Annotated in this window: 20 protein-coding genes; 12 read left to right on the forward strand and 8 right to left on the reverse strand. The window is 39.3% G+C overall.

Annotated elements, in window-relative coordinates; all coding sequences use genetic code 11:
- Nucleotides 1-6: 6 nt before the first annotated feature.
- The 11 genes from CWC16_RS00065 (at nucleotide 7) to CWC16_RS00115 (ending at nucleotide 8,830) form a co-directional block, all read left to right on the forward strand.
- Complete coding sequence (locus tag CWC16_RS00065) at nucleotides 7-960, forward strand: YbgA family protein (RefSeq protein WP_138539991.1); 954 nt, start codon at nucleotides 7-9, stop codon at nucleotides 958-960.
- The gene (gene phrB / locus CWC16_RS00070; RefSeq protein WP_138539992.1) at nucleotides 960-2,354 is read left to right on the forward strand and encodes a deoxyribodipyrimidine photo-lyase; all 1,395 of its coding nucleotides are present in this window, start codon (nucleotides 960-962) and stop codon (nucleotides 2,352-2,354) included. Before CWC16_RS00065 ends, phrB begins: the two co-directional genes overlap by 1 nt.
- 1 nt (nucleotide 2,355) lies before the next feature.
- Nucleotides 2,356-2,784: a nuclear transport factor 2 family protein gene (locus CWC16_RS00075; RefSeq protein ID WP_138539993.1), complete on the forward strand. Its 429-nt coding sequence runs from the start codon at nucleotides 2,356-2,358 to the stop codon at nucleotides 2,782-2,784.
- Nucleotides 2,785-2,786: 2 nt separating this feature from the next.
- Entirely contained in the window at nucleotides 2,787-3,497 is a 711-nt protein-coding gene (locus tag CWC16_RS00080) for an SDR family NAD(P)-dependent oxidoreductase (protein ID WP_138539994.1), read from the forward strand.
- Nucleotides 3,494-4,750, forward strand: coding sequence for an NAD(P)/FAD-dependent oxidoreductase (locus tag CWC16_RS00085; RefSeq protein ID WP_138539995.1), 1,257 nt, complete (start codon nucleotides 3,494-3,496; stop codon nucleotides 4,748-4,750). Before CWC16_RS00080 ends, CWC16_RS00085 begins: the two co-directional genes overlap by 4 nt.
- The gene (locus CWC16_RS00090; protein WP_138539996.1) at nucleotides 4,743-5,480 is read left to right on the forward strand and encodes a DUF1365 domain-containing protein; all 738 of its coding nucleotides are present in this window, start codon (nucleotides 4,743-4,745) and stop codon (nucleotides 5,478-5,480) included. The genes CWC16_RS00085 and CWC16_RS00090 overlap by 8 nt, the downstream gene beginning before the upstream one ends.
- A gap of 53 nt (nucleotides 5,481-5,533) precedes the next feature.
- Complete coding sequence (locus tag CWC16_RS00095) at nucleotides 5,534-6,796, forward strand: SAM-dependent methyltransferase (RefSeq protein ID WP_138539997.1); 1,263 nt, start codon at nucleotides 5,534-5,536, stop codon at nucleotides 6,794-6,796.
- On the forward strand, nucleotides 6,771-7,283 hold the full coding sequence (locus CWC16_RS00100; RefSeq protein WP_138539998.1) for a DUF2878 domain-containing protein: 513 nt from the start codon (nucleotides 6,771-6,773) through the stop codon (nucleotides 7,281-7,283). The genes CWC16_RS00095 and CWC16_RS00100 overlap by 26 nt, the downstream gene beginning before the upstream one ends.
- Before the next feature lie 11 nt (nucleotides 7,284-7,294).
- A complete protein-coding gene (locus CWC16_RS00105; RefSeq protein ID WP_502704908.1) occupies nucleotides 7,295-7,807 on the forward strand; it encodes a chalcone isomerase family protein in 513 nt (170 codons plus the stop codon).
- A gap of 1 nt (nucleotide 7,808) precedes the next feature.
- On the forward strand, nucleotides 7,809-8,348 hold the full coding sequence (locus tag CWC16_RS00110) for a DUF3833 domain-containing protein (RefSeq protein WP_055017105.1): 540 nt from the start codon (nucleotides 7,809-7,811) through the stop codon (nucleotides 8,346-8,348).
- Between the two features lie 206 nt (nucleotides 8,349-8,554).
- Nucleotides 8,555-8,830, forward strand: a complete 276-nt coding sequence (locus tag CWC16_RS00115) for an HU family DNA-binding protein (protein ID WP_004586404.1) — start codon at nucleotides 8,555-8,557, stop codon at nucleotides 8,828-8,830.
- Nucleotides 8,831-9,035: 205 nt separating this feature from the next.
- Here CWC16_RS00115 and ilvN read toward each other — a convergent pair whose 3' ends face one another.
- The gene (ilvN, locus tag CWC16_RS00120; RefSeq protein WP_004586403.1) at nucleotides 9,036-9,533 is read right to left on the reverse strand and encodes an acetolactate synthase small subunit; all 498 of its coding nucleotides are present in this window, start codon (nucleotides 9,531-9,533) and stop codon (nucleotides 9,036-9,038) included.
- The gene (locus CWC16_RS00125) at nucleotides 9,533-11,257 is read right to left on the reverse strand and encodes an acetolactate synthase 3 large subunit (RefSeq protein ID WP_138539999.1); all 1,725 of its coding nucleotides are present in this window, start codon (nucleotides 11,255-11,257) and stop codon (nucleotides 9,533-9,535) included. The genes ilvN and CWC16_RS00125 overlap by 1 nt, the downstream gene beginning before the upstream one ends.
- Nucleotides 11,258-11,701: 444 nt before the next feature.
- On the opposite strand from CWC16_RS00125, the gene CWC16_RS00130 reads away from it, so the two are divergent.
- A complete protein-coding gene (locus CWC16_RS00130; RefSeq protein WP_138540000.1) occupies nucleotides 11,702-14,701 on the forward strand; it encodes an immune inhibitor A domain-containing protein in 3,000 nt (999 codons plus the stop codon).
- A 202-nt stretch (nucleotides 14,702-14,903) separates the two neighbouring features.
- Here the strand turns inward: CWC16_RS00130 and CWC16_RS00135 are convergent, their stop codons facing one another.
- From CWC16_RS00135 to CWC16_RS00160, 6 genes are all read right to left on the reverse strand, one after another.
- Nucleotides 14,904-15,911, reverse strand: a complete 1,008-nt coding sequence (locus CWC16_RS00135) for an isocitrate dehydrogenase (protein ID WP_055013662.1) — start codon at nucleotides 15,909-15,911, stop codon at nucleotides 14,904-14,906.
- A gap of 189 nt (nucleotides 15,912-16,100) precedes the next feature.
- Nucleotides 16,101-17,789: a hypothetical protein gene (locus CWC16_RS00140; RefSeq protein WP_138540001.1), complete on the reverse strand. Its 1,689-nt coding sequence runs from the start codon at nucleotides 17,787-17,789 to the stop codon at nucleotides 16,101-16,103.
- A gap of 6 nt (nucleotides 17,790-17,795) precedes the next feature.
- A complete protein-coding gene (locus tag CWC16_RS00145; protein ID WP_055013660.1) occupies nucleotides 17,796-18,182 on the reverse strand; it encodes a DUF3192 domain-containing protein in 387 nt (128 codons plus the stop codon).
- 69 nt (nucleotides 18,183-18,251) lie between these two features.
- Nucleotides 18,252-19,025 carry a flap endonuclease Xni gene (xni, locus tag CWC16_RS00150; protein WP_138540002.1) on the reverse strand — a complete coding sequence of 258 codons (774 nt, stop codon included), beginning with the start codon at nucleotides 19,023-19,025 and terminating at the stop codon, nucleotides 18,252-18,254.
- Nucleotides 19,026-19,035: 10 nt separating this feature from the next.
- Nucleotides 19,036-20,379 (reverse strand): nucleotide 5'-monophosphate nucleosidase PpnN, encoded by a 1,344-nt coding sequence (gene ppnN, locus CWC16_RS00155; protein ID WP_055013658.1) that lies wholly within the window; start codon nucleotides 20,377-20,379, stop codon nucleotides 19,036-19,038.
- Nucleotides 20,380-20,458: 79 nt separating this feature from the next.
- A complete protein-coding gene (locus CWC16_RS00160; protein ID WP_138540003.1) occupies nucleotides 20,459-21,994 on the reverse strand; it encodes a GGDEF domain-containing protein in 1,536 nt (511 codons plus the stop codon).
- Nucleotides 21,995-22,195 lie beyond the last annotated feature (201 nt).

A 22,195-nucleotide genomic window follows, 5' to 3' on the forward strand; every position in this document is an offset into this window, starting at 1 on the left:
GAATTTATGCAAACAGACACAATAAAAATAGGTATTAGCGCCTGCTTAGCAGGCGAGAAAGTACGTTTTGATACAGGCCATAAAAAGTCTAACTTTTGTATGGATGAACTTGGAAAACATGTAGAGTACACGCGTTTTTGCCCAGAAGTAGCTGTTGGTTTACCAATTCCTAGGCCAACTATTCGCCAAGTCCGTGTGGGTGATACAATAAAAGTATGTCGCCCAGATGGCACTGGCGATGTTGGGCCTAAGCTAACTGAATACGGTAAAAAAGTAGCTACAGAGCAAGCTAAAAACCTAAGTGGTTTTGTTTTTTGTGCGAAAAGCCCAAGCTGCGGTATGGAAAGAATTAAAATTTATAACGAAGCGGGCACCGGCAACACATCTGAAGGCGTTGGTTTTTTTGCTGAGCAAATAATGAAGCACAATCCATTATTACCTTGCGAAGAAAACGGTCGCTTAAATGACATGCACTTACGCGAAAACTTTGTAATGCGGGTGTACGCTTACAAACAGTGGCAGCTATTAGCTTCTGAACCGCTTACAGTACATAAGCTTACTCAATTTCATTCTCAATATAAGTACTTATTGATGGCTCATAATTATCAAGCCTACCGCGACTTAGGTAACTTACTTGGTACTTACAAAGGTGACGATATTAACGCTTTAGCAGATGAGTACATTCTGGGGTTAATGAATGGCCTTAAAAAGCCTGCATCGCGTAGGAATAACTGTAATACGTTAATGCACTTGCAAGGTTACTTTAAAAAAGATTTATCTAAGATTGAAAAGCAAGAATTGCGTGACGCAATCGATGAATACCGTCAAGGTTTAGTTCCTTTATATGTGCCACTTACTTTGCTAAAGCACCACCTTAAAGTACACCCTAATGAGTACCTAGAAAAGCAGGTGTTTTTTAATCCTTACCCTAATGAACTAAAATTACGTTACGGCATATAATGAATACACTTTTTTGGTTTAGGCGCGATCTGCGCCTTTTTTCTAACGAAGCGCTTATTGAAGCGCTAAATAATGGCGCTAAACAGGCCATTTTTTTTATCTGCGAAAAACAATGGCAACAACACAATGCCGCTCCCATTCAAATTGACTTACTAAAAAGACGTCTTAATTACATAAGTGAGCAGCTTGCGCAGTACGCAATAGAGCTTCACATTATTGATGCACCTTACTTTGCTGATTGTGAAAGTGCGCTTTTATCATTTTGCGATAAACATCAGGTAGAACATGTAATTGCCAATAAAGAGTACGAGTTAAATGAAGTCAATCGCGATGCGCAAATACTCACAAAATGTGATGAAAAAAATATCACGTTTACGCTTTATGAAGGCGATGTAATAGCACCTGTAGGCACTGTTAAAAACCAAAGTAACGAAATGTATAAGGTGTTTACGCCGTTTAAAAAACAGTGGCTTAAACAGTATCAAGATACTCACTTTAGTTTACTACCGTGGCCTTTAAAAAAGCTGGCAGAAGGTAAAAACAATTCACCGGTATTAAAAGGCGATGGTAGCTCAGAAAAATGGCCTGTTGATGATGACAGCTTAGCTACCATTGTTGATAATTTTATTTGCGACAAATTAAGTAGTTACGACGATCAGCGTGATATACCTAGTATCAAGGGCACTTCGGGTTTAAGTCCGTATTTAGCGCTGGGTATTATAAGCCCAAAGCAGTTACTCGTTAATATTCAAAACCGCTACCCAGATATTTTAACTACCTCTAAAAGTAAAACTTTTACTTGGATAAACGAGCTAATTTGGCGCGAATTTTATCGTCATTTAATTGCGCAATTTCCTAAGCTTTCTCGTGGTGATAACTTTAATGAAAAATACAATAGCGTAACATGGCGTAAAAACGAGGCTGACTTTAAAGCCTGGTGCGAGGGAAAAACAGGTTACCCACTCGTTGATGCTGCAATGAGGCAGTTATTTCAAACTGGGTGGATGCATAATAGATTAAGAATGGTGGTTGCTAGCTTCTTAACCAAACATTTATTAATTGACTGGCGAGAGGGCGAATCGTTTTTTATGCAGCATCTTATTGATGGTGATTTAGCCTCTAACAATGGCGGCTGGCAGTGGGCTGCAAGCACAGGCTGTGACGCGCAACCTTATTTTCGCGTGTTTAATCCTATTACTCAAAGTGAGCGCTTTGATCCTAATGGTAAATTCATACGTAAATATTTGCCAGAGCTTGAAAAAGTGCCAGATAAACATATTCATTTTCCTCATGCCTATTTAGCGTCAATAGGGGCGGATAAGCAATGTTACTGGCCGGCAATCGTAGATCATAAAGCAGCTCGCGAGCGTGCAATAGCTGCATTTAAGGGGTGATATGGAAACAGCATTACCGCTAGAAAAATTTGTAGAAATATATCAACAACTCGATAAATCAAACCTGCATTTGCTTAATGATATTTACAGCGAGCAAATTAAATTTAAAGACCCAATGCACGAAATACACGGGCTAAGCGAGCTTACCCGATATTTTTCTAATCTATATAGTAATGTTAAGCATTGTCAGTTTGATATTAGCGACACCTACGAGCGTGATGATAAAGCATTTTTGTATTGGACTATGTATTATGCCCACCCAAAGCTGGCTTCTGGCAAAACTATATCGGTAGAAGGGCACAGTAAGCTGGTTTTTAAAGAAGGTAAAATTATTAACCACCGCGACTATTTTAATGTAGGTGAAATGCTATACAAGCATATTCCCATTTTGGGTGGCATTATAAATTACATAGACAAACGAGCAGGGTAGCGATGAATATTTTAATTACAGGTGCAACCTCAGGTATTGGCGAGCAGCTTGCAATAAAGTACGCAAAGCAAGGCAACACGGTAATCGCTTGCGGTAGAAATCTTGAAAAGCTAGCTGAGCTTGAAAAACACACCAATATTAAAGCGTGTCAGTTTGATGCCACAGACCTTAAAGACATAAAGCAAGCAACCCTTGGGTTTACTGCTTTTGATAAGGTTATTCTTAATGCCGGTAACTGTGAATACGTTGATGATGCCCGTAACTTTGACAGCGCCCTGTTTGAGCGCGTTATTTCGGTTAACTTGCTAGCAATGGGTTATTGCCTTGAGGCTCTCTTGCCAAAAATTAGCACAGGCGGACAACTTGTACTTGTTAGTTCAAGTGTTACCTATTTACCTCTGCCACGCTCAGAGGCTTATGGCGCATCAAAAGCCGGGGTAAGCTATTTAGCGAAAAGTTTAGCAATCGACTTAAACGATGTTGATGTTACTTTAGTGCACCCAGGCTTTGTAAAAACCCCTCTGACCGATAAAAACGATTTCCCAATGCCCATGGCCGTTACCGCAACTGTGGCTGCCGATTACATGATTAAGGGAATTAATAAACGCCGTAAAGAAGTTCACTTTCCTTATCGGTTTACACTTATTTTAAAAGCATTACGAATCTTACCGTTACCACTTTGGTTACGTTTAGCAAAAGGACTAGCCCGTTGAAAAAAATAGCAATAATAGGTTCTGGCGTATCGGGTTTAACCTGTGCTCATTTACTGCATAAACATTACGATATTACCGTATTTGAAAAAAATGATTATATTGGTGGTCATACCGCAACAGTAGAAATATCTGATGCTGGAGTTAAACGCGCGATAGACACAGGCTTTATAGTATTTAATGACCGTACTTACCCGTACTTTGAAAAACTACTCGCGCGCATTGGCGTAGATAGACAAGAAACACAAATGAGCTTTAGTGTTCATAACCAAGCAAGCGGTTTTGAGTACAACGGTCACACTTTTGGCAGTTTATTTGCCCAAAAAAGGAATATATTTAGGCCCAAGTTTTGGCGCTTGTTAAGCGATATAGTTAAGTTTAATAAATTATGTAAAACAATGCACAGCGAGCAAAACTACCCTAAAAATCAAACGCTAGGTCAGTTATTGGATACACACGGCTTTAATGACTTTTTTAAATACCATTACATTTTGCCTATGGGTGCCGCTATCTGGTCAACCAGCATTAAAGAGATGCAAAATGTTGGCGTAGAGTTTTTTGTAAACTTTTTTTACAACCATGGTTTATTAGATATTACAAATAGGCCGCAGTGGTATGTAATTCCAGGTGGTTCCAAACAATATATTAAGCCACTTATCAAAGGGTTTGCAGATCAAATAAAACTAAATACCGATATTGAAACAGTTACTCGTGTAGATGATAAAGTAATTATTACCCTTGAAAATGGCGAACAAGCTGAATTTGATAAAGTGGTATTTGCGTGTCACTCTGATCAGGCACTAGCGTTACTTGGCGATGCTACTGAGCAAGAGCAATCTGTATTAGGTGCAATTCCATACACAGAAAATTCGGTAGTTTTGCATACAGACACCAGTTTGTTACCCGATAGAAAAGCCGCTTGGGCAAGCTGGAACTATTTACTTAATGAAAACACAGATAAAGCAGCCGTTGTAACCTACCAGATGAATATACTGCAGGGTATAGACTCTGATACGCAATTTTGTGTAACCCTTAACCACTTAGAAGGGATTAACAAAGCGGATATATTACGTGAGTTTACTTATCATCACCCTGTGTTTAACGAATCTTCCATTGCCGCACAAAAACTTAAACACACTGTTGATGGCCAAAACAATAGCTATTTTTGTGGTGCTTATTGGTATAACGGTTTTCATGAAGATGGCGTACGCAGTGGGGTTGATGTCGCTAGGCAGTTAGGTGTTGAATTTGAATAGCGCTGTTTACTTAGGCGATGTGAGGCATCGCCGCTTTTCTGAAAAAAGTCATAAGTTTAAATACCCTCTCTACATGATGTGGATTGATTTAAAAAATCCTCTATTGCTTAACAACATTCATCCTATGTTGGGTACATTTGGTTTTAAAGCATTGCGGTTTAACCAAGCTGATTATTTAACTTTACAATCCAACTCAGAGCCACTCAGCATTTTTGAACGTGCACAATGCCAAATAGAAAAATTAGGGGTTAAAGAATCGTTTTCACATATATATATGCTTGGCCAACTTAGGTGTATGGGCATTTATTTTAGTCCTGTAAATTTTTACTTTTACGGTAATAGCGCCGACAACTTTGAATATATGGTTGCCGAGGTGAGTAATACGCCCTGGAATGAGCGCCATTATTATTTGGTGCCCTTACAAAAAAAAGTGAACTTTAAAAAAGCTTTCTCCGTATCACCCTTTATGAATTTAGATATGGACTATCATTGGCAGGTACAACATACTGCTGATAACACATTAATTCATATAGAAAATAAACGTGGAGATGAGTTGTTATTTGACGCGTCTTTACGATTAAAGCGAAGCCAGTTAACTAAGCAAGAAGTTAATAAATTATTAAAAAAATTTCCTGCGATGACTTTGTCTATTTTCAAAGGTATTTATGTGCAAGCACTTAAGCTGTTTATAAAAAGGGTTCCTTTTTTAGGTCATTCAGGAAAACCTTAGTATAGTTAAACTAGCTTAGTTGCGGGTAGTGACAAAATTATAAAGGGTTTAAGATGGAAAAAGTCTCGAGTATAAACTGCCAAGAGCAAACTGGATGGTTTACAAACTTATATAAAAAGTTAGTTACCAAAGCCTTTGCAAGTATTGAAATAGGCCAAATAGTGTTAGTTGAGAACAGTCGCTCAACAGTATTTGGTCATCAGCATTCAGACTTAAAAACCACGATTACCGTTAACGACACTGCCATGTACAAAGCATTTGCTATGTCTGGAAGCGTGGGAGCCGGTGAATCTTATATTCTTGGGCAATGGTCGTGTGATAACTTGACCAAACTTATCGAAATTTTTGCTATAAACCAAAAGCAACTTGATGCATTTGAAAAAAAATTCTCTTTTTTTAGTGGCTTAGCCCACCGATTGAAACATCTTAAAAACAGCAACTCAGAATCTGGGTCGAAAAAGAACATTGTTGCCCATTATGATTTAGGTAATGATTTATATGAGTCATTTTTAAGTGATGAAATGCTGTATTCCTGTGCTGTTTATCCAACAAAAGAGGCAACCCTTGAGGACGCTCAACAAAACAAGTTAAAGCAAATTTGTGAGCAAGTAGAAATAAACGAAGGTGATACTGTTATAGAAATTGGCACAGGCTGGGGTGCGTTTGCCATTTACGCAGCAACTCACTATAACTGCCATGTCACCACAACAACGATTTCGGATGAACAATATGCTTATGTTGAAAACAAAGTTAAACAGTTAGGCCTTGAAAATAACATAACATTGCTTAAGCTCGATTATCGTTTATTAGAAGGTCAATACGACAAGCTAGTATCAATAGAAATGATTGAAGCAGTAGGGCATGAATACCTACCTAGCTTTTTTAAGCAGTGTAACAACCTACTTAAAGAAGACGGTGCAATGCTTATTCAAGCAATTACTATTGGCGATCAGCGTTATCAACATTATTTAAAAAACTCAGACTTTATTCAGCAGTATATTTTCCCCGGTGGTTGTTTGCCTTCAATTAATGAGATGAGCGAGCAAATTAAAAACAATACCGATATGGTTATTCATACTGTTAGCGACATAGGCGCGCATTATGCTAGAACACTCGCTGATTGGCGCACACGCTTTATTGATAACTGGCACACCCTAGACAGTGACAAGTTTGATGAGCGTTTTTACAGGTTATGGTTGTTTTACTTTGCTTACTGCGAAGGCGCTTTTAGAACGCGAGCAACCAGTACCGTTCATTTAACGGCGCGTAAACCACGTTTCACTAGTCAAAATGACGAAATTGCCCTTAATTATTAATTTTGTGCTTTTTCAAACGGTGTGGTTTTTATCGCTGTTTTTAGAAGCCCAATCTGTATTATACACCTCTGTTATTGTTGTGCTTATGTTCGTTTTATCGAAGCAACATAAGCATGACGCGCTGCTCTTAGTCAAAGCTTTACCTATTGCGCTGTTATGTGAATACACGGCTGTACAGTTAAACTTTTTGGAATTTAAAGTATCACCTTTCCCGCTTTGGTTAGCCTTGCTATGGGCTGCATTATTGCTTTGCATAAACACGTCAATGGCGTTTATTACTAAACTAAAATGTTGGCAAGCCTATTTAGTGTGTTTAGCCTTTGCGCCTATTAGTTATTATTCTGGCGCTCAATTTGGCGTGCTTAGTATTTATTCACCTGTTTGGGCATTTTGGCTTCTGTACGGCGCACTTTGGGCTGCAGCCTTTACACTTATACTTTTTATCAACCAAAAAATTAAAGCGTTTTTGAATATTAGCAAGCAATAACAGGAGCTTGTATGATTAATACCGCAAAAAAATGTGCAATAACCGCCACAATGATTATGGCAACTTTGTTTACCCCTTTGAGCTTTAGCGAAGAGCAGGCGGATTTTAAAAAAGTGGGCGAGGCGCGTATGGAATATTTATTCTGGGATGTTTACGACGCTACATTATATACCACTTCAGGGACTTACAAACAGGGTGTGCACCCAGTTAAATTTACGCTCACCTATTTGCGAGACTTCGCAGCAAAAGACATTGTTAAAGCGACTAAAGAGCAATGGCAGCATTTAGGTAAAAGTGATTTATCAGCTAAGTATGCTGATAAATTGCTTGTTCTTTGGCCTAACATTAAAAAAGGCGAATCGTTGAGCTTACAAACATCACCAAGCGGTGAGGCTATTTTTTATCATAATGATAAAAAATTAGGTGAGATAACAGACTCACAATTTGCCAATCAGTTTTTAGCTATTTGGCTAAGCCCGAACACCTCAGAGCCAGCACTTAGAAAACAATTATTAGGAAATTAACATGCGCAATATAAATAAATTTAAACAGCTATGTATTTTAATGGCTGCACTATTTTTAGTGAGCTGCTCCGCGCCAAAAGTAGAGCACTACAATAGCAGCACCCCAGAATTTGATTTTAAAGCGTTTTTTAGTGGTGATTTAAAAGCATATGGTGTTGTGCAAGATTATAAAGGCGAACTCACTCGTAAGCTTGTGGTTACTATGAATGCGCGCTGGGAAGGCAACGAGGGCGTTATAGAGGAAGACTTTGTGTATGACGATGGTGAAACACAAAAGCGTATTTGGTATGTCACTCTTAATGACGATAATAGCTTAGTGGGTCGTGCTGATGACGTGCTTGGTATTGCAACCGGTAACAGTGCTGGCAGTGTGTTTCATTGGAACTACAATGTGGCTTTACCCTATGACGGCAGTACGCTTGAGGTAAATTTTGATGATTGGATGTACCTGGTTACACAATCACGCTTGATAAACCGAACGTCTATTGTTAAGTTTGGTGTCGAGGTTGGGGAAGTGACCTTAGTTATCGAAAAAATATAGAGCAGTGTGTTATTTAAAGTGTGCCTTTTGTGTACTTAAATTAAGTTTTAGTTAACCCAACACACTGTATTTTACCGAGAATTATTAAAATTTTACGCATTTTCGAAGTATTTAAGCAAAAAATGCAATTTGCTGTTGCTAACTCCTTAAAAATGCATAAAGATAGGTTTTGCGAAGGCAAAATAATAACGAATAGGAATCTAACAATGAATAAAGCTCAATTAGTTGAAAAAATCGCTACTGATGCAGAAATCTCTAAAGCTGCTGCTACACGTGCACTTGACGCGTTTACTGGCGCTGTAACTTCTTCTTTAAAAGAAGGTAATTCAGTTGCATTAGTAGGTTTTGGTACTTTCTCAGTTAAAGAACGTGCAGCACGTACTGGCCGTAACCCACAAACGGGTGCTGAGATCCAAATCGCAGCGGCAACTATCCCAAGCTTTAAAGCAGGTAAAGGTCTTAAAGACCAAGTAAACCCTTAATTGGCGCTTTACAGAATTTTTTAAAAAAGAGCTATTTAGCTCTTTTTTTTTGCCTGTATTAAAGTAGCGAGCTTACCTAAGTTAAGCTTATTCCCACATGCCTAATTAGGGATTAATGCAGAGCGTTGTAAGGCAAGGCTTAACATAAAAAATCCCCGCTAATTGCTTAGCAGGGATTTAATAAAAACGCTTAAACTTTAATTAATTACGCTTTTAATGCTTTGTCACCACGGCCGATCCCTACAGCACCAGAGCGCACCACTTCAATAATGTCGGTTTCATGGCGTAGGGTGTCTAAAAATGACTCAATTTTGTCTGTGCTGCTCACCAGTTGTAAGCTGTAGCTTTGGCGGCCCATATCTAAAATAGCACCTTGGAATACATCAACAACACGTGTAACAGCTGCACGTGTGGTTTCGTCTTGGGCAAATACTTTAACAAGTAATAATTCACGTTCGATGTGACTCATTTCGGTCAAATCAATAATTTTAAGTACATCTACTAGTTTGTTAACTTGTTTTGTAATTTGCTCAACGATTCTATCATCACCCATAGTAGTAATAGTGATACGCGACAGTGACTCATCATCCGTGGTGCCCACTGTTAAGCTATCTATATTGTAGGCACGCTGTGAAAAAAGCCCAACAATGCGTGATAAGGCTCCTGGCTCGTTTTCTAATAAAATAGATAATATACGACGCATTATGCTTTTACTCCTTTACGTAACCACATCTCATCAATGCCACCTAGTTTGATTTGCATTGGGTATACATGTTCTTTTTCATCAACGTTAATATCTAAAAATACTAAACGGTCATTAATGCTCATAGCTTTATCTATAGCAGGTTGTAGCTCATCTAACGTATCTACTTTTATGCCTACATGGCCATAGCTTTCAACAAGTTTTACAAAGTCAGGTAATGAGTCCATATAGGAAGATGAATGACGCCCACCGTAAATCATATCTTGCCATTGGCGTACCATGCCCAATGAGCGGTTATTCAACGAAACTACTTTTACAGCCAAGTTGTACTGTAAACATGTCGATAGCTCTTGAATATTCATTTGAATTGAGCCATCGCCGGTTACACATACTGACTCTTTATCAGGAAAAGCAAGCTTAACCCCCATAGCTGCTGGTAAGCCAAAGCCCATGGTGCCTAAGCCCCCTGAATTGATCCATTGGCGAGGGTTTTTAAATGGATAATATTGTGCTGCAAACATTTGGTGCTGACCGACATCAGAGCTTACATAGGCGTCACCATTAGTGGCTTTATACACTGCTTCTATAACTGCTTGTGGTTTAATTTTATCGCCATCTGTGTTGTAGCTTAGGCACTTTTGCTCACGCCAGCTAATAATTTGTCGCCACCAATCTTCTTGAGCACTGCGATCAATTTGAATGCTACTTTTATCTATGCCCGCTTGTAGTTGCTCCATTACAGTGGCTAAACAGCCCACAACTGGAATATGGGCTTTAATGGTTTTAGAAATAGAGGTCGGATCTACATCTACGTGAACGATGGTTGCATTGGGGCAAAACTTTTGCACGTTATTGGTTACACGATCATCAAAACGCGCGCCCAGTGCTAAAATCACATCGGCATTTGCCATTGCTTTATTGGCTTCAAGCGTGCCGTGCATGCCCAGCATACCCACGTAATTTGGGTGAATACCTGAAATACCGCCTAAGCCCATTAATGTATTAGTGATAGGTGCATTTAGCGATTCAACTAAGCGGGTTAATTGCTCAGAGGTGTTAGATAAAATAATGCCGCCGCCTGAGTAAATTACCAGTTTTTTAGCTTCTAAAATTGCGGTAACTGCTTTACGAATTTGCTTAGAGTGGCCCTTTGTATTTGGGCTGTAGGTTCTAAGCTCTGTGGTTTTAGGAAAGTTGTACTCAAACTTAATAGCAGGGTTAAGCATATCTTTTGGTAGCTCAACAACAACGGGTCCTGGGCGGCCAGTACTTGCAATGTAAAACGCTTTGGCCAAAATAGCCGGAATTTCTTCAGCACTTCTGCAGTTAAAACTATGTTTTACAACTGGGCGAGAACAGCCAACAATGTCGGTTTCTTGGAATGCATCGTCACCAATTAAGCCTGTAGGTACTTGCCCCGATAAAACAACCATCGGGATTGAGTCCATATAAGCGGTGGCAATACCTGTAATACAGTTAGTTGCGCCAGGGCCAGAGGTAGCAAGTACAACACCCACTTCGCCAGTAGCTCTGGCATAACCATCAGCCATATGGGTTGCGGCTTGTTCGTGACGCACTAAAATATGTTCAATATCTTCTTGTTGAAAAAGTGCATCATATAAATCTAAAACCGATCCACCTGGGTAGCCAAAGATATACTTAACCTTTAACTCTTTTAATGCCTGAACAACTAATTCAGAACCATTATATTCTTGTTTGCTCATCCTCATTCCTCTGTGCGCTGTTTATGCATAAAAAAACCCCCGCGTAATGCGAGGGTTTTTAAAAAGCAATTTCACTTTTTAATACATCCCCGCTGGGCTTATCACTAAGACCACTACGAGTACGATTAAAAGGTGAAGTTGTTTTTTCATAATTGTCACTTTATAAAAAGCAAAATGCTGCTTTAGATTAAAAATTCTATATGGGGTTATTTTTAAGGGTTTTACGTGCTCGTGTCAACCTTGAAAAGGTTTTTTTGGATTAAAATTTCAAATTAATTTATTTTAATACTAAAAAATTGCACGGCATTTGTAGTTACATAAAAAATATGAAGAAATTATGCTAATTTTCCTGAGTAAGCATAGTAAGTGAATAGCTGATTTGAGCACTGTGCTTAATACATATATTAGGTATGATAGAGCAATAATTTATCTGGGGAAGATACAGTGAAAAAAATAATAGGGCTTGGCTTATTCCTTTGCAGCCTAAATCTTACCGCAGCAAATACCAGCGCGCATGACCCAGGTATTATTAACAAACAAAGAATAGAGTATTGGTTAAATAAACGCGCTGATACCCAACAAACCACTAACAAGCCAACGGTTGAAAGCTACTTAGCGAGTACTGCACGTTTTAGCCCTTTACAGCTAAAATCTATTTCGGCTATGAAAGCCCGCTTAACCGCTAAGCAAGCCAATAAGCAGCTGCAATATGCAAGTGCGGCTAGCCCTAACAACGGGCTAAATGAAGTTAAAGTGCTGGCTATTTTAATTGATTTTCCTGATTTAAAGCATGATGACAATCAGCTTGTTGATGCTGATACCGACATGTACTACGAAAACTATACAAAGGAGCATTACCAACAATTACTTTTTAATAAAGGTGGTTTTGCGGGGCCCAATAACGAAATGCTCAGCAGCGTATACGATTATTATTACGACGCATCAGGTACTAGCTTAACGTTTAGCGGGCAAGTATATGGATGGGTTAGGGCAGATAGCAATGCAAAAACTTATGGAGAGCGAGTAGGTAGCACACGCGATATAAATGCCCCTGCACTGATAAAAGAAGCGGTAGAAAAAGCCACTGCACAATTTGATATTGATTTAACGCAATATGATCTAACAGATTTAGATGATATTGACGGCGATGGCATAATCAACGAGCCGAATGGAATTATCGACCATGTTATGGTTTTTCATTCCAGTATTGGTGAAGAATCCGGTGGAGGCTATTTAGGCGTTGATGCAATTTGGTCTCACCGCTACTACGTATTTGATGAAAACAGTGAACCTGTCAGTATTGCGGGTAGTAGCGTTAAGTTATCGGGTTATACGATAAACCCAATAGATGCCAGCATAGGTGTAGTTGCGCATGAATTTGGTCACGACTTAGGGTTAGCAGATGAATACGACTTACAATCAAATACCGTGGGTGAGCCTGTATCGTCTTGGTCAATAATGTCTACTGGTAGCTGGGCTGGCGGGCCTCGGGGCTCAAAGCCCGTTATGTTTAGTGCACAGGCGCTTGAGTATTTACAAAACAGATATAAAGGCAATTGGGTGAACCAGCTTAATTTAACCATGGAGGAAGTGAACAGCCAGCCTCAGCAGTCACTTGTTTATACTAGCTCACTTTCTCAGCAGCAAAGCCAAATTAAAGTGACACTTGCGCAGCAGCTAGAAAAATTTAAACCCCCGGTAGAAGGTGATTTTCAATTTTACTCTGGTACAGGTAATAACCTAACACACACGCTCACACAAACTGTGACCTTACCTGAGGCGGCTACACCACTGACACTTAGCTTTTTAGCTTACTACAGTATTGAGCGCGATTATGACCTTGTACAAGTAAAGGTAAATCAAACTCCTTTAGCTGGTAATTATACAATCGAGACAAATCCTTATTATGGCGATATAGGCCCGTATATAAGTGGTGATTCGTTTTTACATGCTGATGCGCAGCAACCTAATGGGTTTTTAATGCATGAATTTGATTTAACACAATATGCAGGACAAACCATTACACTAAGTATTGAGTATATTACCGATGCAAACACACAGTATTATGGATTTGTAGCCGATGATTTAAAAATAACACACAACAATACTGTGATTTGGCAAAATAACGCAGAGCAGTCAGAGTCTACCTTAGCGTTAAATGGTTTTAGCCGCGTGAGTAGTTATATTTACGCTAAAGCAGCCCACTATTATTTACAGCTACGTGCACACAAAGGTGTGGATGCCGGCTTACAAGCAGAGCAATATTCACCGGGGGTTTTACTGTGGTATAGCAATAGTGCACTGAATAACAACAACACAACTGAGCACCCTGGCGGCGGTTTTAACTTAGTGGTTGATGCGGATCAAAAGCCAATTTTTCGCGGTACAAGTAGCAGTACACTTGCAGATACACCTATACAAGTACGCGACGCTGCATTTAGTTTATATCAGCAAAGTGCAGGTTTAGGCGATCAAGACTTAGCGGCCATTAGTGAGTTTAATGATCATTTTGATTACAGTTTTTCGCAGCAGGCTGAATCAGGGGTGGTGCTTACTCCCCAGGGGTTTAACTTTGAAATAGTCAGTCAACATCCTGAAAGTGAAACTGCAGAGCTTTTACTCAGCTATGACGCGCTACAACAAATAACCACTACAATAAACGAGGCAACTGTTAGCTTTAAGGCAGCAGGTTTAAAGTTGACCCCCACAGATACATTTTTATGGGATTTTGGTGATGGGCAAATGAGCACTGATCTAAGCCCTACACATACCTATGCAGATTACGGCACCTATAGCGTGACCTTTTCGGCAACGGGTGAGACGGCTACGCAAACACAAACTACACAAATTACCATCACAAAGCCGCTAGAAATAGAAAGTTTAGCGTATCAGTTAAGCGGTGCGACTTTATCTGCTCAAGCAATCGTAAGTGGCGGTGAAGCACCTTACAACATACGCTGGCTTATAGATGGTGAACCTGTATCGCAAACTGAAAACCTAGATTACCAATTTAGCTACTCTGGAGATTACACCCTCGCGTTAATAGTAACCGATACGCAAGGGATAAGTGTTAGCCAACAAAAGGCTTTGAGTGTTAACGTACCGCTGCAATTAAGTACACGCCAAACGACAAATAACTTAGCGGTTCAATTTAATAGTTCACCATTAGGGGGGTCTGGTAATTATACGTATAGCTGGGATTATGGTGATAGCAGCCCACTAGGTACAACGCAAAACCCAAGTCATAATTACCAAAGTGCAGGTAGTTATACAGTAAAACTTGTGCTCACAGACAGTCAAACAAATGAAGTTATAAGTAGTGAGCTAACAGTCTCAGTACAAGAAGCGCAAAGTGAATCGTCATCAAGTGGTGGGGCAATAGGTTATTTAATTGCGCTATTAGTGATAAGTGGGTTTCATCGGCGCATGAGCAATCATGTTTAATCATTTTTTGGATTAAAACGATTCGACTTAACTGCCTAAGAACTTAATACAAGAAGTATAAAAAGTGATGCTCGTGGTATTGAAATTCCTTTATAATTAATGCCTTAGTTATGCCGCGTAATGTAATTAGCTAAGGTTAAAATACAAAAAAGCCAGCAAGATGCTGGCTTTTTAGACTTAAAACAAGATTTACTTTGTTAAATTATAAACGGTCGATTACTGATTGAGTGAAATCAGTTGTACCGTGGCTGCCGCCTAAGTCACGTGTTGTGCGATCGCCAGATTTAATTACATCCGCTACTGCGCTGCGAATACGCTCAGCCGTGTCGCCCATATTTAAGTGCTCAAGCATCTGGATAGACGCTAAAATTACAGAAGTAGGGTTTGCTAGGTTTTTGCCAGCAATATCTGGTGCACTACCGTGTACTGCTTCAAAAATTGCAGCGTCTTCACCAATGTTTGCACCTGGTGCCATACCTAAACCACCTACTAAACCAGCACAAAGATCTGATAAAATGTCGCCAAATAAGTTAGTTGTTACTACAACGTCAAACTCTTCTGGTGTCATTACTAGCTTCATACATGTTGCATCAACAATCATTTCAGTTGACTCAATTTGCGGGTAACGCTCAGCAACTTCACGTGCAACTTTTAAAAATAAGCCAGAGGTAGATTTTAAGATATTTGCTTTGTGTACTGCGGTTACTTTTTTACGGCCTTCACGTACTGCTAACTCATAAGCAAAGGTGATGATTTTTTCAGCGCCTTCGCGAGTAATTACAGATTTAGCTTCTGCTTCGTTACCGTCTTCGCTTACTACTTGGCCTAAACCTGAGTACATACCTTGGGTATTTTCACGAATAGTAATGATATCGATATCATCGTAACGTGCTTTAGTACCAACAAATGATTTAACAGGGCGCACATTCGCGTATAAACCAAACTGCTTACGTAATGTTACGTTAATAGACGTAAAACCTTCACCTACCGGAGTCGTTAAAGGACCTTTAAGGGTGATTTTGTTTTTAGCGATTGTATCAATTGTTTCTTGAGGAAGTAGCTCGCCAGTTTTTTCTAGTGCAGCAAGGCCTGCATCAACAAATTCATAATCAAAATCGCAACCTGCGGCTTTTAATATTTCAAGTGCTGAGTCGATAATGCTCGGACCGATGCCGTCGCCTTTGATCACTGTGATGGTTTGTTTGGCCATTGACTTTTCCTTTAAAAGAATAAAAAACGCACATAAATTATTACTAATAATAGTAACTGCTTGTTAGGTCATTTATGTGACGTATGTGGATATATTTTGAGGGCGCATTTATACCAACTTATCGCCCATTTTGCCAGTTTATACTATAAATACAGGGTATAACCTGTGCTTATAGTCAGCATAAGTGACTTAAATGCTGTTATATAGCGATAAGCCTTGCAGTTGCGCAAAAAAATCATCCTCAGATTTAAAGCCTTGTACTTTTAGCTGCGCATTTAAAGTTTGTTTTTGCCAAGAAGTTAAAGGCAGAGCGGGTTTGAAAACACTTTGCGCCACAACCTTTAAACTAATCCATAATTTGTGCTGCTCATTTAGCTCTTTTTTGGGGTGTTGCTCAGCATCGAGCAGTGGCTTAGTCCATGGGTTATCACTCAGTAGCTGTGCTAATTCAGTATTTAAATGCTCATTATTAATCGTTTCAACCCCAAAAAAGGCGGCTAAGGGTGCGCTATAGGTTTGGTTAGGCGCGCTATTTATACATACTTTTGCACAAAGCTGCGCACTACAATGGGTTAATAAGTAGTGCACGTAACCATAGATAGGCAAAGCTATTTGTTCAAATTGCTGTTTAGGGTTATTACTTACCATTAAAGCTAAAATACGAATAAAGCTGTTAAGTTTATTCAGTACAATGTGTTTGTGCGGATGATGCGATGTATCCACTAATTGCTCAAATATAACCCGCTGAATAATCGCCGGTGCATTATCGTACCCGACCATCGACAAGCTATGGCGTAAATCTTTGGCGGCTTGGTGCTGGTTGTTATAGGGCCTGACTGCTTGGCAGAGCTTTTGTGCTATTTCATTAAAAGGGGCCAGTAACTTATCTAAGCCTTTAAAACTGTATTCATGCGCTACTTTTATATGGCTCACTAATGCGATTAATTCGGCCTTAGAACTTATTTTCGCTGGCGTTTTACGTACTAAGTGCTCATTATTCCAGGCTAAAAATAATACCCGTTTATCTTTACATAGCCATTGCAGTGGCTGATCTTTAAGTGAGGTTTTAACCTTGTACCATGCTAGTTTTTGCTCATTATTGGCATTAATAAGTATATGTTTATTAGTCTCATCACTTGCGAGATAAACCATTGCTTGGTCGCTGTAAACAATTTTACTGCCTGGAAGGTGTGGGCCTATATGCGCTATTAAATCTTTAACTAACCTTTGCGCAAATGGGTTAGTTGTTTTGACATATAATTCACCCAGCGCTTTATAAAAATTTAATGGATTCTTTTTGGGTGTATAAGTGATGTTCATCGCTATAATATTACTCAATGCACACAAGGTTATGGCATTGTCGTATAGCATGATGTCGCTGCTACTCAATAAAGCTTGTTTATATTTATTTAATTTAGCCAACATACGCACGCTATTTTGAGTAGGGTGCTGCCCACTGAGCAGCATTTTTGCTGCTAGCTGATGGCGAAAACGCCATATTTTTTTATCGCTGAGAGTAAGCATTTGCTGCTGCGAAATTTTATTATGCTGTGCTACAACACAGCAATGCTCTACCAAAGCAACGCCAATATAAAGCTCTGTTAGTTCGTCATCAAACTGTTGGCTAGCGCACAGCGCTGTGCTAATAACACATTGGTTAATAACGAGGTTTGTAGCAAAGTCGTAGTGGCTGGTGTACAAACTTAAACGCGCTTGTAACGCATGCGGGTGTTGCTGATATAAAACACGATAGTGCTGGGCTGTTTGCACAACAAGCGGATAAAGATGTTGCCACTGCGTTTTGTCATTATAAATAGTCAGTATTTGCTGTGTGTTATGCAGTAACCGCACTAACTGTTTTGAAATAGGCTCATCCATTGGCCATCACCTGATCTTTTCCTGGTAAGTTGTATAGGCGCTGGGGCCCCATAAAAATAACTCACCATTTTTAAATAATAAGCCGGTGCATTCATCCATTGTGGTTATGCCATCTGAAGTTTGGTGCTGAGTACGGTAAAAAACAATCTGCCATACTTGGTCTTTATTGCGCTTGGCATAAGTTAAATCTGGGCTGCCTAAATAATCGAGTACACTGTTTAACGTAACTGCCTCATCAATTGAGAGCTTTTTGATGTAGCGTTCATTAAAGGCCTCACGGTCTTGCCAAATCATTGCTTGCGGGTCATCTTTATAAAAGGTGATCACTAAAGTCGCAATGAGCGCGTATAATCCTAGCCCTAATATTAAGTACCTTATAAACTTTTTAATCATTTTTCACTCATGCTCGCAACAATATTGAGAGTATAAATTGTGAGCTTAAACAGTGCTATCAACATGCGACTAATGTAACCTTAGCTGCTTTAAACTAAAGCCTAGCTGTATATCTGTACGTAAAGTGACTAATTGTTTAGAAATAACATACATGTCTTTTTGCTCAACTAACTTTTTTTGAATACTGCTTGATAGGACGTCGTCTTCTATGGCGCTATCTATGCTTTCGTAGGTATTTACAATAAGTTGAGCCGATTTAGTCCCTATGCCCTTAACGCCGGGTACATCGTTAGTTTTATCGCCAGCTAAGGCCCAAAAATCAATTAACTTACTTTGCTCAATGCCAAAACGCTGCTCGATGCTGTTGTTATCTAGGTAGCACTTTTTAAAATAATCGTACACACAAATATAGTCGTTCAAAAAGGGTAAAAACCCCTTATCGGTAGAAACAATAGTACTGTTTATTTTATTTTTAGCAGCTTTGTCGGCTAAGGTGGCTATGATATCGTCAGCTTCATCGTTAATCGGTTCAAATACAACGATACCCGTTTGCTCTATAGCTTGTTTAAAATTGTGCAATGCATTTTTGAGCGTGTCAGGCATGGGGGCCCTAGAGTGTTTATATTGCTTATAAAAGTGATAGCGCCAGCTTTTATCGCCATCAAAAACAGCGATAGCGTGAGTGGCATTTGTTGACTGTAAAAGCTTTTTGCACGCGTGTGCAACGCGGGCACAACTGGCCTTTAGCATGTGCTCTTCACTATGGTGTGTTTGGTTAGCATCAACTGCGTAAATGCGCCTAATTAAATTAAGCGCATCAATTAAAAGTAAATGGGGTTTCAAATAGTCAAACTCATGCTTTTATTTCATAACAAGGGACGTACTTACTACCGGGTAACTTCATACGACCTTGGTCTACAAATGCCTGTAATAGTTTATCCATATCTTTCATTAACTCAGGCTCACCGCTTAACACATAGGGTCCGTGTGCTTTTATGGCGCGTAGGCCCTCATCTTTTACATTGCCAGCAACAATACCTGAAAACGCTCTACGTAGGTTAGCCGCTAAATGTTGCTTAGGCTGTTCTAGGTGTAAATCTAAACTGGCCATGTTTTCGTGCGTAGGTGCAAAAGGTTGCTGAAAGTCGTTATCGATTTTAAGTGTCCAGTTAAAGTAGTAGGCATCTCCTTGGCTTTTACGGTAATTACGCACACTTGCCATAGCAGATTTTAATTTTTGCCCTACTAGCGCAGGATCATCAATGATCACTTCAAACTTATCAAGGGCTTCTTTGCCTAATGTTAGCTCTACAAACTTACATAACTCGCTAAAGTACGCTTCGCTTTCTTTAGGGCCAGTTAAAATAACAGGCAAACACTGTTTTTCGTTATCTGGGTGCAGCAAAATACCTAATAAATAAAGTAACTCTTCTGCAGTACCTGCACCACCAGGAAATATAATAATTGCGTGCGCCGTTCTAATAAATGCTTCAAGGCGCTTCTCAATATCGGGTAAAATTACCAGCTCATTTACAATAGGGTTTGGCGGCTCTGCGGCAATGATACTAGGCTCAGTTAAACCAAGATAACGGTTTTCGCTAATGCGCTGTTTAGCATGGCCAATAGTGGCACCTTTCATCGGGCCTTTCATCGCACCTGGGCCGCAGCCAGTGCATATATTTAAACCACGTAAACCAAGCTCGTAACCTACTTGCTTAGTGTATTTGTATTCTATTTCGTTAATTGAATGTCCGCCCCAACATACAATCATATTTGGCTCACTGTTAACACGCAGTGCGCCGGCGTTTCTAAGCATATCAAATACCATATGGGTAATGGCTTTTTGCTGTTTAAGATCTTTTTCGTATTTTTGGCAAATAAATAAAATATCGCGGATCACCGAAAAAATATGCTCGTGAATACCGGTAATTATTTCACCATCAACAAAGGCGGTTTCGGGAGGATTTTCTAACTCAATTTTAATGCCACGCTCGCGACTGACTAGGCGTATATCAAAGTCTTGGTATTTGTCGTAAATTTCATTACTAGCATCTGTGTGGCTGCCTACGTTTAGGACGGCTAAGGCACAGTTTCTAAAAAGTCGATAACGTTCACTGGCTGAAGATTGCTCTAATAAATCAACTTCCAATTGTGACAGTAAATCTAAAACCCCAGTCGGGTTTAACTGTATTAACATCGGCATTCTCCTTGTTGCTTAAAATGTAAAAACTGCATGTCATTTACTTTAGCACTCAAGCTAATTGAGAATTATGACATTATTTACTCATACAAAGGCGATCCCGACCCGTTTTTTTTGCTTCATAGAGGGCGTCATCTGCTCTGTCGAATGCTTTGAGCGGTGTATCGCCTTTTTTAAATTGTGTAGCGCCTAACGAAATGGTGATTTCTATTTCTTTTTCTCTAAATTTAAAAGGAATATTTTTAATCACTTTTCTAAGTTTTTCAAGCGGCTGCGCTGCGTTTAACAACGAAAGCCCAGGCATTAGTAGTACAAATTCCTCTCCGCCGTAGCGGGCTATAAAATCAGACTGCCGGACTGATTTTTGCAGCGCCTTTGCAATAACTTGTAAGGTTATATCGCCTGCAGTATGACCAAACCTGTCATTAATTGACTTAAAGTGATCCACATCAATAACCACTAGGGTAACATCCGAAGCCTGCACATTAAATAAGTGAAGCTCATGGTTGTAACGCTCATCAAAGGCTGCTCTATTTGGAAGTTTTGTAAGGCTGTCGAGTAAACTTTTAAAGCGTTGCTCGTTTAGGCGTTTTTTATATTTAGTTAGTTTGCCTTCTAAGCTGCCAATTCGATCGTTTATTTCATCAAAACTGGCAATCAGAGTTTCGCGGTCTTTTCTTTCTAGCTGCTCTTTAGCAATAAAGTCTTTACTGAGTGATCTTAGCTCGTTGTCTACTAATTCTTTTAATGAGGAAATAGACGTAGCCGATTGGGTTTGCTCGTTTAAGTGCTTTATTTTCCCTTCAATACGTTTGTTGAGCGTATCGAACTCTTCACCCATTGATTTAGAGTGCTGGCTGGTAGATACAATAGATGAGTGTAACTCTTCTAATGTTTGGTTAAGCGAGACTAAAAAGCTTTGTGCCGATTGGCGCTCTTTACTGATATTTTTAACCACAACGCTAATTATATTTAAAGCGGCTTGCAACAGTGCTTCTACATTATCGTTTTCGGTAATCGCATTTTTTATTTGTTTAATTTGTTCAGTCGATTCATCCTCTAATACCAGCTCATTTGCAAGCTCTAATAACTTTTTAGCCATACGAGGAGAGGCATTAGCGCTTGTTTCATCCGAGGCTGATAGCTTGCTCTGTAAAGCATGATGATAAAAGTTTATTAGCTGATTTAAAATCGGAATGTAATCGTGCGTAGACTGTACATTATTAATTTCGTGGTCGAGTAAATGTCTTAAGGTGCGACGGGTATCGTCTGGCAAGCCTTTGGTTTTTTGTAAAAGCTTACCGGCTGTTTGTACGCTCGAAAACAGCTCTCGTTGATGGGCAGCTTGTAACGTTTCTTGGTTTTGTAATAATAATAATATGTCATCTATTAAAGGCGATAATACTTCAAACCCAACACCTTTATTTAGCGAATTTCTAAATTTAGCGAGTTTATTATCAAGCTCAATATCAAGCCCTTTGCAGCTTAAAGACAGCTTTGCAGTTAGATTTGATAAAGTATCAACTTGGAGCTTACGCGCATTTTCAATGGCTATCCTTGCTTCAATTGCTTGCTTTAACTTTTTATCTACAGCGTTAGAGTTTTCAGACACCTAAGCATACCGCCATCGTATTAATTACATTACCTTCAGTTTACAACAAAATCATATTAAGTGTAGTTATCTAATTAAAAACTTAGCATTTTTACTTAGACCCTGCATGTAAACTGAGCTATTAGGTTGTTTATCGTTTTTAATTCACTTTTAATTTATGCCTTGTTAGGCTTATTTCAAATAATAAGTAACTTTGAGTCA

It is taken from the genome of Pseudoalteromonas sp. S3776, from assembly GCF_005886915.1.
GTDB lineage: Bacteria > Pseudomonadota > Gammaproteobacteria > Enterobacterales > Alteromonadaceae > Pseudoalteromonas.

Excerpts from the sequence above, each read along its gene's own strand:
- CWC16_RS00065 (WP_138539991.1), top strand. The coding sequence starts at position 7 with ATGCAAACAGACACAATAAAAATAGGTATTAGCGCCTGCTTAGCAGGC.
- phrB (WP_138539992.1), top strand. The coding sequence starts at position 960 with ATGAATACACTTTTTTGGTTTAGGCGCGATCTGCGCCTTTTTTCTAAC.
- CWC16_RS00075 (WP_138539993.1), top strand. The coding sequence starts at position 2,356 with ATGGAAACAGCATTACCGCTAGAAAAATTTGTAGAAATATATCAACAA.
- CWC16_RS00080 (WP_138539994.1), top strand. The coding sequence starts at position 2,787 with ATGAATATTTTAATTACAGGTGCAACCTCAGGTATTGGCGAGCAGCTT.
- CWC16_RS00095 (WP_138539997.1), top strand. The coding sequence starts at position 5,534 with ATGGAAAAAGTCTCGAGTATAAACTGCCAAGAGCAAACTGGATGGTTT.
- CWC16_RS00100 (WP_138539998.1), top strand. The coding sequence starts at position 6,771 with ATGACGAAATTGCCCTTAATTATTAATTTTGTGCTTTTTCAAACGGTG.
- CWC16_RS00105 (WP_502704908.1), top strand. The coding sequence starts at position 7,295 with ATGATTAATACCGCAAAAAAATGTGCAATAACCGCCACAATGATTATG.
- CWC16_RS00110 (WP_055017105.1), top strand. The coding sequence starts at position 7,809 with ATGCGCAATATAAATAAATTTAAACAGCTATGTATTTTAATGGCTGCA.
- CWC16_RS00115 (WP_004586404.1), top strand. The coding sequence starts at position 8,555 with ATGAATAAAGCTCAATTAGTTGAAAAAATCGCTACTGATGCAGAAATC.
- ilvN (WP_004586403.1), bottom strand. The coding sequence starts at position 9,533 with ATGCGTCGTATATTATCTATTTTATTAGAAAACGAGCCAGGAGCCTTA.
- CWC16_RS00125 (WP_138539999.1), bottom strand. The coding sequence starts at position 11,257 with ATGAGCAAACAAGAATATAATGGTTCTGAATTAGTTGTTCAGGCATTA.
- CWC16_RS00135 (WP_055013662.1), bottom strand. The coding sequence starts at position 15,911 with ATGGCCAAACAAACCATCACAGTGATCAAAGGCGACGGCATCGGTCCG.
- CWC16_RS00140 (WP_138540001.1), bottom strand. The coding sequence starts at position 17,789 with ATGGATGAGCCTATTTCAAAACAGTTAGTGCGGTTACTGCATAACACA.
- CWC16_RS00145 (WP_055013660.1), bottom strand. The coding sequence starts at position 18,182 with ATGATTAAAAAGTTTATAAGGTACTTAATATTAGGGCTAGGATTATAC.
- ppnN (WP_055013658.1), bottom strand. The coding sequence starts at position 20,379 with ATGTTAATACAGTTAAACCCGACTGGGGTTTTAGATTTACTGTCACAA.